This is a genomic window from Paucibacter hankyongi (assembly GCF_037482915.1).
In the GTDB taxonomy this organism is placed as follows: domain Bacteria; phylum Pseudomonadota; class Gammaproteobacteria; order Burkholderiales; family Burkholderiaceae_C; genus Paucibacter_A; species Paucibacter_A hankyongi.
In genome coordinates, this window is the sequence record NZ_JBBHJX010000007.1 from 224,878 (window position 1) to 239,211 (window position 14,334).

Sequence of the window (14,334 nt, forward strand, 5' to 3'; positions counted from 1 at the left end):
TAGGGCCGCCGATTACACTGGAAGGCTGCTCAATCATGGCGCCGTCCCTGACGCGCCGCACGCCTCACATGAATCCCGAAGCCAGTAATTTGTGGCGCGCTCCGCGTTGGGCCCTGGCCGTTTTGCTGGCTGGCCTGGCGATGTTGGGGCCGTTTTCGATCGATACCTATTTGCCCGCCTTTTCGGGCATCGCGGCAGCGCTGAAGGCCACGCCGATCGAGATGCAGCAGACGCTGTCGAGCTATCTGTTCGGCTTTGCGGTGATGAATCTCTTCCACGGCGCGTTGTCCGACAGCTTCGGTCGCCGGCCGGTGGTGCTGTGGGGCATGGCAGTGTTCACCTTGGCCTCGGTCGGTTGTGCGCTGTCCAGCAGCATTGGCCAGCTGGTGTTTTGGCGCACGGTGCAGGGCATGTCGGCGGGCGCCGGCATGGTGGTGTCGCGGGCCATCATCCGCGATATGTTTGCGCCCTCGGAGGCGCAGCGGGTGATGTCGCAGGTGACCATCTTCTTCGGCGTGGCGCCGGCGATTGCGCCGATGATCGGTGGCTTTTTGTTTGTGCATGCCGACTGGCATTCGATCTTTTGGTTCCTGGTCGCGGTGGGGGTGACTCTGTTTGTCGCCAACTGGCGTCTGCTGCCCGAGACGCTGCACAAGGACATGGCCCAACCGTTTCACGTCAAGCCCTTGCTGCGTGACTACTGGCGTTTGTGTTCGAACCGACGCTTCGTGTTGCTGGCGCTGGCCAGCGGCATTCCCTTCAATGGCATGTTTCTCTATGTCTTGGCGGCCCCGGTGTTCTTGGGTCAACACCTGAGCCTGGCGCCAACGCAGTTCTTCTGGTTCTTCTGTTTTGCCATTGGCGGCATCATGGGGGGCGCCTGGTTGAGCGGCCGCTTGGCGGGCAAGATCCGCCCCAAGCAGCAGATCCGGCGCGGCTTCACCATCATGTTTGTGTTCTCCAGCCTGAATGTGCTGCTGAATTTGGTCTTGCCGCCGAGCCCTTTCTGGGCCCTGCCGGTGATTGGAGCGTTCTCCTTCGGCTGGGCCTTGATGGTGCCGGTGGTGACCTTGATGGTGCTCGATGAGGTGCCCGAGCGGCGTGGCATGGCGTCTTCTTTGCAGGCCTGCATCGGCAGTGCCGCCAACGGCCTGGTGGCCGGCCTGGTGGTACCGCTGGTGATGTATTCAACGCTGACCTTGGCGCTGGGCTCCTTGTCGATGATGGCGATCGGCTTGATCGCTTGGTTGTCGGTCAAGCGCGAAATGGCCTGAGCGCGGCTTCCGGCCTCAAGCTGGGCGGTAAAACGTCCGATGACTAGACGATCAGGGCGATCAAGCGCCCAGGAGAGTCGAACCATGGTTTCTAGTTTGCGAGTGTGGCCGAGGTCCGGTGTGGCGGCGGCCGTCCAAGTTTTGGCCTTGAGCCTGACCGTCTGCGCAGGTGTGCAGGCGTCCGAGCCCAAGTCCAAATCGGCCGAGCCTGCGGCCGCGCCCGCCGAAGCGGGCGGTGAGCCGCTGGACGTGTTGCGCAAGCGTTTGGCCGAGCGTCTGAGCAACAACCCTGGCGCCGCAAGCGGTCAAATGAAGGTGGCCAATAAGCAGCCGTCGGAAGAGGGCGAGGCCAAGGGTGGTAAGGCCGGCGCCAAAGCTGCCCCCAAGAGCGGCGCTGCCAAGGCGGAATCCCCTGCGGCCCACGCTGCGCCTCATGTCCATTGGGGTTATGCGGGCGAGGGTGCGCCGGAGCGCTGGGCCGAGTTGAGCCCCGAAAACCGCCAATGCGCCATCGGCACGCGGCAAAGCCCGATCGATATCCGCGAAGGCATTCGCGTTGATCTGGAGAAGATCCAGTTTGACTACCGCCCCAGTGGCTTCGCGGTGCTCGACAACGGGCACACCATCCAGGTCAATGTGGCGCAAGGCAATGCCTTGACGGTGATGGGACGGCGCTTCGATTTGCTGCAGTTCCACTTCCATCGCCCGAGCGAGGAGCGCATCAACGGCCGCCAATTCGATATGGTGGCTCATCTGGTTCACAAGGATCCGGACGGCAAACTCGCCGTGGTGGCGGTGCTGCTCGAGCGCGGCCGCGACCAGCCGTTGATCCAGACGATTTGGAACAATCTGCCGCTGGAGAAGGGCGAGGCGCTGCCGGCCCCGGGCTTTGTCGACCTGAGTCAGTTGCTGCCCAGTGATCGGGCCTACTACACCTATATGGGCTCGCTGACCACGCCGCCCTGCTCAGAAGGCGTGCTGTGGATGGTGATGCGCTCGCCGGTGCAACTGTCCGCCAATCAGATCACGATTTTTTCGCGCCTCTACCCGATGAACGCCCGGCCCATCCAGGCTGGCTCGGGGCGTTTGATCAAAGAGTCAAACTAATGTTTTTGGGGACGGACCGAAGCCGCGCAGCTGCGAGCTCCGTCCTCAACTGACTAGCGTCTTGGGGATTGATTCAAGCTGAGTTGCCCGTCGGCCCGTTTCTCTCAAAAGGCCCCAAGCGGCCCGGCCCTTCATCCCGAGCCGATACATCGCTACCCCATAACGCTGAATCTCAAGTGGCCCTGCGCCACCCAAAGGCTTATGGCGCCGCCGAGGAATCCTGCTTGGCGCGCTGCTTCTCGTCTCGGCTCAGCCACATGTACAAGGTGGCAAAGAGTTGCTCGGCCACCACCGGCTTGGCCACATGGTCGTTCATGCCGGCATCCAGGCAGCGCTGCCGCTCTTCGGCAAAGGCGTTGGCGGTCATGGCCAGAATCGGGGTGCTGCGGCGTTTGCCGCGCTGGCGTTCCATGTCGCGGATGGCGCGGGTCGCGTCCAGGCCATCCATCATCGGCATCTGCACATCCATCAGCACCAGCCCGTAGTCCTGCTCGCTGGCCATGCGCAGTGCTTCCTGGCCGTCTTCGGCCACATCGACCTGCAGTCCGGCACTGCCCAATAGCGCCACCGCGACTTCTTGGTTCACTGCGTTGTCTTCGGCCAGCAAGATGCGCGTGCCGCGGAACTGCTGCAGCTGATCCCGGGCGGCGTGGCTGCGCGTGGCCTGAGGCAACTCGCTCAATGTCTTGGCGCTGCTCTTGTCGACACGCACGGTGAACCAGAAGCGGCTGCCTTCACCGGGCGCACTTTGCACGCCGACCTCGCCGTGCATCAAGCTCGCCAAACGACGGCAGATCGCCAGGCCCAGGCCGGTGCCACCGTAGCGCCGTGTGGTGGAGCTGTCGGCCTGTTCGAAGTCTTGGAACAGCCGCGCCTGCGCCTCTTCGCTGATGCCAATGCCGCTGTCTTGCACCTCAAAGCGTATCTGCAGCGATGAGCCCAGGTCCTGTTCAAGCAGGGCGCTGAAACGCACATAGCCCTGCTCGGTGAACTTGACCGCATTGCCGCCGAAGTTCAGCAGGATCTCGCTGATGCGCTGAGCGTCGCCGAGCAAAATCTGGGTGCCCAGCTCTTGGGGAACCTCGAGTTGCACCTGCAGCTGCTTCTCGGCCGCGCGCTGCGCCAGCATGCTGGAGATGTTGTCCAGCACCTGGATGATGGTGAACTCGGTGTGCGCCAGCTGCAGCTTGCCGGCCTCGATCTTGGAGAAGTCCAGCACCTTGTTGATGACGCTGAGCAAATGCTCGGCCGCATCGGCCACTTTTTGCAGCCGCTGTTGCTGGGTTGGGTCGGTGCTGTCGCTTTGCACCAGATAGGTCAGGCCGATGATGGCGTTCATCGGGGTGCGAATCTCGTGGCTCATATTGGCGAGGAAGGCACTCTTGGCCAGGCTGGCGGCTTGCGCCGCCTTGGTGGCTTCGGCCAACTCGGCGGTGCGCGCCTCGACCAATTCTTCCAGGTGGTTGCGGTAGCGCAGCAATTCCAGCGCGTCGCGGCGCTGGCTGGAGATGTCGGTCAGGAAACCATGCCAAAGCACGCTGCCGCCTTCTTCCAGCTGCGCAATCGCGTTGCCGTAAAGCCAGCGCTCGCTGCCATCGGCGCGGTAGGTGCGGAATTCTTGCTGCCAGGGAGTCAGCTGGCGCGCCGACACCTGTAAGGAGTCGCGCACGCCGGCGCGGTCGGCCGCGGCGATTTGATCGAACCAGCGTTCTGCGTCTTTGCCCAGCCGGGTCGCGGTGAGCTGGAAATAGTCCTTCACCGCTTCACTGACGTAGGCGAAGGAGTACTTGCCGTCCCGCCCAAGACGCAGCTGGTAGACCACGCCGGGCACGGTCTCGGCCATGCCGCGCAAGCGTTCGATCAAGGCATGCTGGGCGTCGAACTGCTGCTGCAGGGCGTCACGCATATGCTCCAGGTGACCGCCCAGTTGCCCGATTTCATCGGTGCTGCCCTGCGGCAGCTTGGCGTCGAAGCGGCCCGCGGCCAGGTCATTGGCAAAGCCGCCGAGGCGGCGCAGCGGCCGCATCAGCCGTGAGTTCAGCAGCACCAGAATCAAGGCCAGCGAGACCATCAGTTGGCCGCCGACGGTGGCGCCATACAACCAGCGTTGCCGCGTCAGCGCCGCGGTGCTGAGGTGGTCGTCCATCTCTACCGTCAGGTGGCCGATGCGGGCCACGCCGCGGAACACCTCGCGTTCGCCCTTCAGGGCTCGGCCTTTTTGGCGGTCTGGAAATTCCATCTCGATGAAGGGCGCGCCTTGCGAGGCATCCCGCACCACCACGCGCACCACATCGGGCGACTTCATCACCGCGGCCACCACCTCGCGCGCGGCCACGGTGTCCAGGTTCCAGAGCAATTCGGGCAGGCTGCTGCCCAGCACATCGAGCTTGGCCTCCATCTCCTGCTGCAGTGCCGTCTGGGCCACTTGCGGCTCACGCAGGCCGATCAAGAGACCGCCAACGATCAGCGCCGGCACGAGCAGACCAATGCTGGCGCCCAGCGCAATCGCGACAAACAGAGATCGGGAAGCTTTTGTTTCGCTCAAAAAGGCCTCTTGGGTCAGAGATGTTGGGCGCTTGCTGGCGGAGTTACAGGAGCAGCGATCGATAAACAGAGCCACTCACAGAGTTGTTTCGGCACTCGGAGGCTTTGACTGAATCAGATTCTGAGGCCATTTCCTCGCCCTCAGCGTAAATTGGGCTTGCCCCAGCGCCGCTCAGGCCTTGCCGCTGACCTTCAAGCCCAACGCGCGCCAGCCTTCCAGGCCAATTTTTTCCAAGGTCTGCATATTCGCTTCGTAGATGGCATCGGTGTCGGCCATGGTCTCGGTGGCGCGCTCGATGCTGCTTTCGCGCAGCAAATGCAGGGTCGGGTAGGGCGAGCGATTGGTGTAGTTGCTGATCTCGTCCGGCTCGGTGCCGCCGAACTGGTAGTCGGGGTGAAAGCTGGCGATCTGCAAAATGCCGTCCAACTCGAGGTCTTCCACCAGTGCATCCGCGGCGCCGATGAAATCGTTGAAGTCGAGGAAGTCGGTCAAGACCCGTGGGTGGATCACCAGCGTGGTTTCGATCTCATCCGGGTCGGCGCGCATCAGGCTCAACAACTCGCGCGCCAACTCCTTCAGCAAGGCTTCGGGGCTGTCGGCTTGGCTGACCACATAACGCAGCCGATTGTTGACATGCACGCTCTTGGCAAAGGGGCAGAGGTTGAGGCCGATGACGGCTTTTTCCAGCCACAGCTGGGTGTCTTGCTGGACTTGCTGAATCTGTTCTGGGCTCAATTCTGGAATTGGCGAGGTGCTGCTCATTCGTTCAAACCTTTCAATGCCTGCAGGCCAGCGTCCAACGCTTGCGCCAGCAGGGCTTGTTTCCACGCGTCGGTATCGACGTAAAACGCATCGCGTATTTGTTGCTTGATGGCGGCCGCCTGCTCGCCGGGCGCCTCGGGGTGGGCCGCCAGCCAATGGTCGGCCCGCAAGGCTTCGATCATCTGCGCCAGTTCGAGCGTGCCGTATTCCAGCGCAATGCCGGTGTAGGTGGCTGCGGGGCAGATCTGACTGACCACCGTCCACATCAGGCCCACCAAGGGCGAGGAACTCGAGCTGCCATCGGTCAGCGAGGTGACGGTCTCACCCCACCAGCGCCTTGCCCGCGCCAGCGCCAGGCCGTCGTCGTTGCCGGCAAAAATTCGCTCGCCATGGCCGCAAGGGCCGAGCCCGGTGTGCAAATCGATCCAGGCCAAGTTGTTCACACCGGAGGTTTGTTCTTCCAGCACATGGCGCAGCGTCTGCTGGCTCCAGGTCGGTGCGCGGCCTCCGTAGAACAAGCCCAATTCATGCTCGTACTGGCCGCCGCTGATGGCCGTTTGCAGACCGCGCTCGCCATGCCTCGCCGCATAGTCGGCCAGTAGAGCCTCATTGGACGGGCTGGGCGGCCAATGCGCCGGTAGCAGTGCCGCGGCGATTTCGTCGTAGCCGGCGTTGTGCGGCAGCGGCGCATGAAAGTCGTGGAAATTACGGTTCAGGTCCACGCCTTCTTGGGTGACTCGGCGCCACCAGGAAAAGCCGTGGGGATTCAAGGCGTGGATATAGAGCACGGCCACGCCGCTGGCGGCGACGGCGGCCAGCCAGTCAGGATTACTTAGCAGGCCGGTCTGTATGCCCGAGCCCGCAAAGCCTTCGACCCCATGGCAGGCGCTGCTGATGATCAGCAGATGGTCGGCGTGTTTAGGCCCATGGCGCAGCACGTCCATGGCCAGGCGCTCGCCATCGCGCCCCAGCAGGGGGTGCCAATGCGGTGTCGCGTCCAGCCCAGCGGCGGCCGTGGCGGCCAGAAACTTGTCCCGCGCCTCGACATAGCTTTGCGAAAAATGGGCGGCGGCATTCATGCGGGAGCGGCGGCTGGCGTTGGCTCGGGTCTCAAGGTCGCGACTGATTTAGCCAGGCCTCGGCCAGCCTTACCCACATCGAGCCGCCCAGCGGGATCAAGTCGTCGTTGAAGTCATAACTAGGGTTGTGCAGCATGCACGGGCCCATGCCGTGGCCACCTTCGCGGTGGCTGCCGTCGCCATTGCCGATCAGGAAGTAGCAGCCCGGCTTTTCTTGCAGATAGAAGCTGAAGTCCTCGGCGCCCATCGTCGGCTCGAACTCCTGCACATTGTCGGCGCCGAACATGGCGCTCAAGGATTGGCGCACGAAGTCTGTTTCCTTCGGGTGATTGATGGTCGGCGGGTAATTGCGGCGGAACTCGAATTCGCAACTCACCTCGAAGGCCTGAGCGGTCGCCTCGGCCATCTGCTGCATGCGGCGCTGGATCATGTCCAGCACCTCGAGCGTGAAGGTGCGCACCGTGCCCTCGATGACGCAGGAGTCCGGGATTACATTGGTGGCTTCACCGGTGTGGATCATCGTCACCGAGATCACGCCGGCGTCGATCGGCCGCTTGTTGCGGCTGATGATGGTCTGGAAGGCCTGCACCATCTGGCAGGCCGCCGGCACCGGGTCAATGCCGTTGTGCGGCATCGCCGCATGGGCACCCTTGCCGCGCAGGGTGATCTTGAATTCATTGCTGGAGGCGAACACCGGGCCTGTCTTGACGGCGAATTGGCCGGCCGCCATGCCGGGCCAGTTGTGGGCGCCGAACATCGCTTCCATCGGGAACAGCGTGAACAGGCCGTCCTTGATCATCTCGCGGGCGCCGCCGCCGCCTTCTTCGGCGGGTTGGAACACCAGGTAGATGGTGCCGTCAAAGTTGCGGTTCGTCGCCAGGTGTTTGGCGGCGGCCAGCAGCATGGCGGTATGGCCGTCGTGGCCGCAGGCGTGCATCTTGCCGGGATAGGTGCTGGCATGAGCGAACTGGTTGTGTTCGCTCATCGGCAGCGCGTCGATGTCGGCGCGCAGCCCGACCGCGCGGTCCGAACTGCCATTCTTGATGATGCCCACGACGCCGGTCTTGCCCAGGCCGCGGTGAATCGGAATGCCCCAGTCGGTCAAGGCCTTGGCGATCACATTGGCGGTGCGTTCCTCTTGGAAGCACAGCTCCGGATGGGCATGCAGATCGCGCCGCAGTGCGGTGATGGCGGGCGTGTCGCTAACAATCGAGTCAATCGGCTTCATGGGTTTTCTCTAGAGGGGCGGCGGCACTGGCCGGCGTCCGAGGCTGGCAGTTTACTGCCGCCGAATTGGCGTCCCGGCCTCAGTCTTTTCTGGGCAGAAAGACCTGGGTTTTCGCAAAGCCATCGGCCGGCGCTTGGTGTGGCGCGGTGTCGCCCAGGAAGGGACCGGTGTCGGGCAGGGCGCGGCTGGCCGCCTGCACGCGCAATTCCTGCGCCCTGACGGCGTCGATCTTGCTCAGCGCATGCCGCAACTCGGCGACCTCTGTTTGCAGTTGATCGACCTGTTTGCGCGCCTGGCCATTTTGTTGCTTCAGCGTCGCGCGGGCCGCTTCAAGCTTGCCCATGCGCGCCACGGCGGCGCTTAGTTTCCGCGCCAGCCACCAGTAGGTGCCGCCACCGGTCAGCGCGGCGATGACGCCGCATGTGATCAGCCAGCCATAGTCGTTCATCGCGTCCCCAATGTCTGCTGCAGGCTCAAGGGTATCCGATTCAGGCTTTGTGCAATAGTTCAGCCATGCACGATCTCACACAAGCCGAACCCATCGTTGTCAAAGGGGCCTGCCCGCATGACTGCCCGGACACCTGCGCGCTGCGCATCACGGTGGAGGCCGGGCGGGTGATCAAGGTGCAGGGGGCCGCAGACCACCCCAGCACTTACGGTGCCTTGTGCACCAAGGTGTCACGCTACGCCGAGCGCAGCTACCACCCGGAGCGGCTGCTGAGCCCGATGAAACGGGTCAGCGCCAAGCATGAGGCCCCGCGCTTTGAGGAGGTGAGCTGGTCCCAGGCCTTGAGCGATATCGCCGCGCGCCTGAGCGCCATCGCTGCGCGCGACCCGCAAGCCATCCTGCCCTACAGCTATGCCGGCACCATGGGCTATGTCCAGGGTGAGGCGATGGCGGGACGCTTTTTCAATCGCCTGGGGGCCTCGCTGCTGGAGCGCACCATCTGCGCCTCGGCCGGCGCGGCGGCCTTGACCGCGACCTATGGCCAGAAGGTCGGCATGCATTTGCCTTACTTTGCCGAGAGTCGCCTGATCCTGATCTGGGGCAGCAATTCGATTGCCTCGAACCTGCATTTCTGGACCTATGCCAACCAGGCCAAGCGGGCCGGCGCCAAACTGATCTGCATCGATCCGCGCAAGACCGAGACGGCCGACAAATGCCACCAGCACATCGCCCTGCTGCCCGGCACCGATGGCGCGCTGGCCCTTGGGCTGATGCATCAGTTGATTGTCCATGACTGGCTGGACCACGACTACCTGGCCCAGCATGTTGACGGTTGGGACGAGTTGCGCGCCAAGGCGCTGCAATGGCCGCCGGAAAGGACTGCCGAGGTTTGCGGCATCACCGCCACCGAGGTCTGTGAGCTGGCGCGCGAGTATGGCAACACGGCGCCGGCGGCGATCCGCCTGAACTACGGCATGCAGCGCGTGCGGGGTGGCGGCAATGCGGTGCGATTGGTGGCCATGCTGCCTTGCCTGACCGGCGCATGGCGGCAGCGGTCGGGAGGCTTGCTGCTGTCCAGCTCGGGTTGGTTTGCACCCTACAAAAATCCACAGTTGGAGCGGCCCGAGTTGCGGCGCGCGCCGGCGCGCAGCATCAATATGAGCTGCATCGGCGATGAGCTGCTGCGACCGGCCTCGGCGGAGCTTGGCCCCAAGATCGAGGCGCTGATCGTTTACAACAGCAACCCGGTGGCGGTGGCGCCGGAGTCGCCCAAGGTTGTGCGGGGCTTTCAGCGGCCCGATTTGTTCACCGTGGTGCTCGAGCATTTCATGACCGACACCGCCGACCTGGCTGACTATGTGCTGCCCGCGACCACCCAGCTGGAACATCTGGATGTGCACAGCAGCTATGGCCACACCGACGTATTGATCAATGAGCCGGCGATTGCGCCGCTCGGCCAGGCCAAGCCGAATTCACAGATCTTCCGTGAGTTGGCGGCGGCGATGGGCTTTGACGAGGCCTGCTTCGCCGAAACCGACGAGCAACTGGCGCGCCAGACCTTTAACGCGGAGATCGACTTCGAAGCCCTGCGCGCCCAGGGCTGGCAGTCCTTGCCGCTGAAGGAGGCGCCCTTTGCGCAGGGTCAGTTCTTGACGCCGAATGGCCGTGCGCAGGCCGGGGGCGCCGACTATGTCCCCAACTACGAGAGCCGCGCGTCCAGCCCTGAACTTGCCCAGCGCTACCCGCTGGCGATGATCTCGCCGCCGGCGCGCAATTTCCTCAACTCGTCCTTCGTCAATGTGAAGAGCTTGCGAGACATCGAGGGCGAGCCGGTGTTGGAAATGCATGCCGACGACGCCGCCGCGCGGGCGCTGGCGGATGGGGCGATGGTGCGCATCTACAACCAACGCGGCAGCTACCACTGCCGCATGCGTGTCAGCCCGCGGGCGCGCCCGGGGGTCGTCAATGGCCTGGGCGTTTGGTGGCGCAAGCTCGGGCCGCGCGGCAGCAATGTCAACGAGGTGACTCAGCAGGGGTTGACCGATATCGGGTCGGCGCCAACGTTTTATGACTGCCTGGTGGAGGTGGAGCAATCGCCCGAAACCCAAGAGGTGGTCGGCGCGTGAGTCGGGGGCGCAGCCCAAACATGGCGAGAGCCAGCCTGCTGGCGGCGCTGTGCTTGCTGTTGACCTTGCTGAGTGGGTGTGCGCAACTGGGTTATCTGGGCCAATCCTTGAGTGGGCATTTGCGCCTGATGGCGGCGGCCCGCCCGGTAGAAGACTGGCTGGGAGACGCCGATTTGGCCCCGGCCTTGCGCGAGCGACTGCTTTTGAGTCAGCGCCTGCGCAGCTATTCCGTCAGCGAGCTGAAGCTGCCCGACAACGACAGCTACCGCCGTTATGCCGACCTGGGCCGTTCGGCCGCGGTATGGAATGTGGTGGCCACCCCGGAGCTGAGCCTGACGATGAAGACCTGGTGTTTTCCGCTGATGGGTTGCGTGGGCTATCGGGGTTATTTCGAGCGTGCCGAGGCCGAGGCTTATGCCGAGCAGTTGCGCGCAGAAGGCTTGGAGGTGCTGGTCTACCCGGTGCCGGCCTACTCGACGCTGGGCTGGAGCAATCTGCTCGGCGGCGATCCGCTGCTCAATACCTTCATCAAATACCCGGAGGCCGAACTGGCCGGCATGCTGTTCCATGAGTTGGCGCATCAGGTGGCCTATGCGGCCGATGACACCCAGTTCAACGAGAGTTTTGCCACCACGGTCGAGCGGCGCGGCACGGCTGCCTGGCTGGCCCGTCAGGCGGGCGAGGCCGGTGAATCCGGTGCCGTGGAACTTGCCGAGCACCGCCGCCGCCTCGAGCGCCGCGTTCAATTCCGTCAATTGACCGATGCTTACCGGGCCCGCCTGCTCAGTCTGTACGCCAGTCAGCAGCCCGCGGCAGGCAAGCGGGAGGCCAAGGCCGCGCTGATGCATGAGTTGCGCCAAGACTATGCGCAACTGAAGCAAACATGGGCGGGCGACAGCAGTTTTGATGGCTGGTTCGCCCGCGCCAACAATGCCAGCTTTGCCTTGCTGGCGGCCTATACCGAGCTGACGCCGGCCTTCGACGCCTTGCTGAGCCGCCAGGGTGATGATTGGCAACGGTTTTATGCCGAGGTGAAGCGCTTGGCGAATTTACCCAAGCCTGAGCGAAGATCGCAGCTGATGGGCAAGCCAGCCGAGCCGTAAAAACAGGAGAGTAAAAAATGGCCGATATACGCATACACCGTGACCACGAACTGGGCCTGAAGCGGGCGCGCGAGATCGCCTGGGCCTGGGCCGAGCAGGTCGAGGCCAAGTTCGATATGGAATGCACGGTGTTGGAGGGTAAAACCAGCGACACGGTCGAGTTCAGTCGCTCCGGCGTCAAGGGTGAGTTGATCGTCGCGGCCAAGCACTTTGAGCTGACGGCCAAGCTGGGCCTCTTGTTGGGGGCCTTCAAGAGCAGCATCGAGGGCGAGATCCAACGCGAGTTGGACACGCTGCTGAGCGCGGATGCGGCGAAGGCCGACAAAGCCTCGAAAGGCGAAAAGGCCGCGGGTAAAAAGAAACCGACCTGAGTCGAAACTGAGGTCGGTTGCGGATCAGGGCGCGCGCCTTGTGCGCGCTGCCCGTATCGGGGTTTACTTCAGCGATTCGATCAGATCCACATAACTCTGCATCGCCTCGTCCTGGCTGGTGCCCTTCAGTTCGTTCCAGGCATCCCACTTGGCGCGGCCGACCATGTCGGTGAAACCGGGGCGCGAACCATCGACATCACCGCTGCTGCCTTGCTTGTACAGGGCGTAGAGCTTCAGCAAAGTCATATTGTCCGGACGCTCCGGCAACTGCTTCGATCCTGCAACGGCGGCTTCAAATTGGTCTTTAAGGCTCATTGAGACTCCTAGATAGTGGTAACAATCGGGATGGACGCCGAGCATATTACCCAGCATTGTGTTGGGCAATGACTCTAAAACACGAGGAGACCGCTTTGTCCCAAATGCAAGAACGCATGTCCAAGGTGGACACCGCTTGGCTGCGCATGGACACCGAGTCCAATCTGATGATGATCGTCGGGGTCTGGTATCTGCGCCCGCAAATCACGCTGGCCGCTTTGAAAGAGCGTGTGCAGGACAAGCTCCTGCAGTACACACGCTTTCATCAAAAGGTGGTCGAGGACGCCTTGGGTGCCCAATGGGTGGACGACGAAGACTTTGATATCGATCGCCATGTGGTGGCCGAGGTCTTGTTGCCGGTGCGCGGCAAGGCCGGTCAAACCGGGCAGGCGGCCTTGATGGAGCGGGTGGGGGAGGTGGCCATGCAGCCGCTGGATCCTGCCCACCCCTTGTGGCAATTTCAGTTGATCGAAGACCTGGGTGACGGCAGCAGTGGCCTGATCGTGCGTATTCATCACTGCATTGGTGACGGCATTGCGCTGACGGCGGTGATGTTGTCGATCACCGATGGGGGCCGCCAGCCGCCGCGCCGCAAGCAGCAACCGCGCGATGACGCCGATTGGCTGACCGACAGCCTGTTGCGGCCTATGTCTGATCTGGCCATCAAAGCAATTGGCGTGGCCGGTTCCGGCATGGCCAAATCGGTGGATGCCTGGATGCACCCGCCGCACCCGATTGACAGCTCGGTCGATATGGCGCGCATGGGCGCACAAGCGGTCAGCGATGTCGCGGCCTTTGCCTTTATGCCGGATGACTCGCACACCCGGCTCAAGGGCAAGCCCGGCACGACCAAGCGAGTCGCCTGGGGCGATGACCTGCAACTCGACGCCGTCAAGGCGGTGGGTAAGGGCCTGGGGGCGTCGATCAATGATGTGCTGCTGAGTTGTGTGGCCGGTGCGATTGGCAGTTATCTGCGTGACAAGGGCGAGGACCCCAGTGGCAAGGAAATTCGCGCCATGGTACCGGTCAATTTGCGCCCCTTGGACAAGGCTTATCAGCTGGGCAATCGTTTCGGACTGGTGCCGCTGGTGCTGCCGATCGGCATTGCCAATCCGGTGGAGCGACTCTTTGCGGTCAAGGCGCGCATGAATGAGCTCAAAGGCAGCTTCCAGCCGGTCTTGGCTTTCGGCCTCTTGTCAGTAGCGGGGCTTTTGATCAAGCCGGTGCAGCACGCGATGCTGAACATCTTCGCCAAGAAGGCAACGGCGGTGATGACCAATGTGCCCGGCCCGACCGAGCCGATGAAGTTCTGCGGCTCCACCGTTGAGCGGGTCTTGTTTTGGGTGCCGCAGTCGGGTGATATCGGTGTGGGCGTCAGCATCCTCACCTACGCCGGACGCGTGCAGTTTGGCCTGATCACCGACACCCAACTCTGCCCTGATCCCGAGAACATCATCAATCGCTTCTCGCCTGAGTTCGATAAGTTACTGATGCTGACGATGATGTTGCCGTGGGAGTGATGCTTTAGGCGCACTTTCCCGGCTGGAGTTCGCTCGCTCCGGTGACCCGGCCTGCCGCCGTGCTCATGGTGCCCGGGTCGGCTCTTTCGAGCCGACTGCCCTCGCTGCTCACTGCACGTGTCAGCGGCGGCAAACTCGCTGCGATCGCTTCGCTCACTGCGCTCAAACAAGTGCCGCCAAGTCAGAAGTTGAAGCGCGCTGCGCGCGCCTGACCCGTTCCGCTGCGCCCTCGGCCGGGCACAAATCGCCCGTCGGCAGGCCGGGTCACCTGCGGGTTTGGATTTCGTCATCGAGGCGAAGCACCTCGCTCGCTATGCAAGTGCACTGCGGGCCGGGCAGTTGCCGGGCGATTTGTGAGGGGCCGAGCAGCGCAGCAGCTTGGGGCGCGCGCGCAGCGCGCTTCAACTTCTGACTTGGCGCAGCATGTTTGAACGAAACGAGCGCAGCGAGTGGAGT

At 63.2% G+C, this 14,334-nt stretch carries 11 protein-coding genes and 1 pseudogene; 6 read left to right on the forward strand and 6 right to left on the reverse strand.

Annotated elements, in window-relative coordinates; translation table 11 throughout:
* The first annotated feature begins 68 nt into the window (after nucleotides 1–68).
* Both WG899_RS12985 and WG899_RS12990 read left to right on the forward strand, forming a co-directional pair.
* Nucleotides 69–1,305 (forward strand): annotated as a pseudogene (locus WG899_RS12985) (multidrug effflux MFS transporter).
* 53 nt (nucleotides 1,306–1,358) lie between these two features.
* Nucleotides 1,359–2,381 (forward strand): carbonic anhydrase, encoded by a 1,023-nt coding sequence (locus WG899_RS12990; protein WP_339596067.1) that lies wholly within the window; start codon nucleotides 1,359–1,361, stop codon nucleotides 2,379–2,381.
* 199 nt (nucleotides 2,382–2,580) lie between these two features.
* Here WG899_RS12990 and WG899_RS12995 read toward each other — a convergent pair whose 3' ends face one another.
* From WG899_RS12995 to WG899_RS13015, 5 genes are all read right to left on the reverse strand, one after another.
* A complete protein-coding gene (locus tag WG899_RS12995; protein ID WP_339596068.1) occupies nucleotides 2,581–4,926 on the reverse strand; it encodes an ATP-binding protein in 2,346 nt (781 codons plus the stop codon).
* A gap of 171 nt (nucleotides 4,927–5,097) precedes the next feature.
* Nucleotides 5,098–5,688 (reverse strand): DUF1415 domain-containing protein, encoded by a 591-nt coding sequence (locus tag WG899_RS13000; RefSeq protein WP_339596069.1) that lies wholly within the window; start codon nucleotides 5,686–5,688, stop codon nucleotides 5,098–5,100.
* Complete coding sequence (locus WG899_RS13005; protein WP_339596070.1) at nucleotides 5,685–6,767, reverse strand: M14 family metallopeptidase; 1,083 nt, start codon at nucleotides 6,765–6,767, stop codon at nucleotides 5,685–5,687. The genes WG899_RS13000 and WG899_RS13005 overlap by 4 nt, the downstream gene beginning before the upstream one ends.
* Before the next feature lie 31 nt (nucleotides 6,768–6,798).
* A complete protein-coding gene (locus WG899_RS13010; RefSeq protein ID WP_339596071.1) occupies nucleotides 6,799–7,995 on the reverse strand; it encodes a M20 aminoacylase family protein in 1,197 nt (398 codons plus the stop codon).
* A gap of 79 nt (nucleotides 7,996–8,074) precedes the next feature.
* The gene (locus tag WG899_RS13015; RefSeq protein ID WP_339596072.1) at nucleotides 8,075–8,443 is read right to left on the reverse strand and encodes a hypothetical protein; all 369 of its coding nucleotides are present in this window, start codon (nucleotides 8,441–8,443) and stop codon (nucleotides 8,075–8,077) included.
* Nucleotides 8,444–8,508: 65 nt separating this feature from the next.
* Here WG899_RS13015 and WG899_RS13020 point away from each other — a divergent pair, with 65 nt between their 5' ends.
* From WG899_RS13020 to WG899_RS13030, 3 genes are read left to right on the forward strand one after another with little or no spacing between them, the layout of a single operon-like run.
* On the forward strand, nucleotides 8,509–10,569 hold the full coding sequence (locus WG899_RS13020; RefSeq protein WP_339596073.1) for a molybdopterin-containing oxidoreductase family protein: 2,061 nt from the start codon (nucleotides 8,509–8,511) through the stop codon (nucleotides 10,567–10,569).
* Nucleotides 10,570–10,589: 20 nt separating this feature from the next.
* Nucleotides 10,590–11,672, forward strand: coding sequence for an aminopeptidase (locus WG899_RS13025; protein WP_339596074.1), 1,083 nt, complete (start codon nucleotides 10,590–10,592; stop codon nucleotides 11,670–11,672).
* A 17-nt stretch (nucleotides 11,673–11,689) separates the two neighbouring features.
* Complete coding sequence (locus WG899_RS13030) at nucleotides 11,690–12,043, forward strand: polyhydroxyalkanoic acid system family protein (RefSeq protein WP_339596075.1); 354 nt, start codon at nucleotides 11,690–11,692, stop codon at nucleotides 12,041–12,043.
* Between the two features lie 63 nt (nucleotides 12,044–12,106).
* Here WG899_RS13030 and WG899_RS13035 read toward each other — a convergent pair whose 3' ends face one another.
* Entirely contained in the window at nucleotides 12,107–12,358 is a 252-nt protein-coding gene (locus tag WG899_RS13035) for an acyl-CoA-binding protein (protein ID WP_339596076.1), read from the reverse strand.
* Nucleotides 12,359–12,462: 104 nt separating this feature from the next.
* Between WG899_RS13035 and WG899_RS13040 the strand changes: the two genes are divergently transcribed.
* A complete protein-coding gene (locus WG899_RS13040) occupies nucleotides 12,463–13,878 on the forward strand; it encodes a wax ester/triacylglycerol synthase family O-acyltransferase (protein WP_339596087.1) in 1,416 nt (471 codons plus the stop codon).
* Nucleotides 13,879–14,334 lie beyond the last annotated feature (456 nt).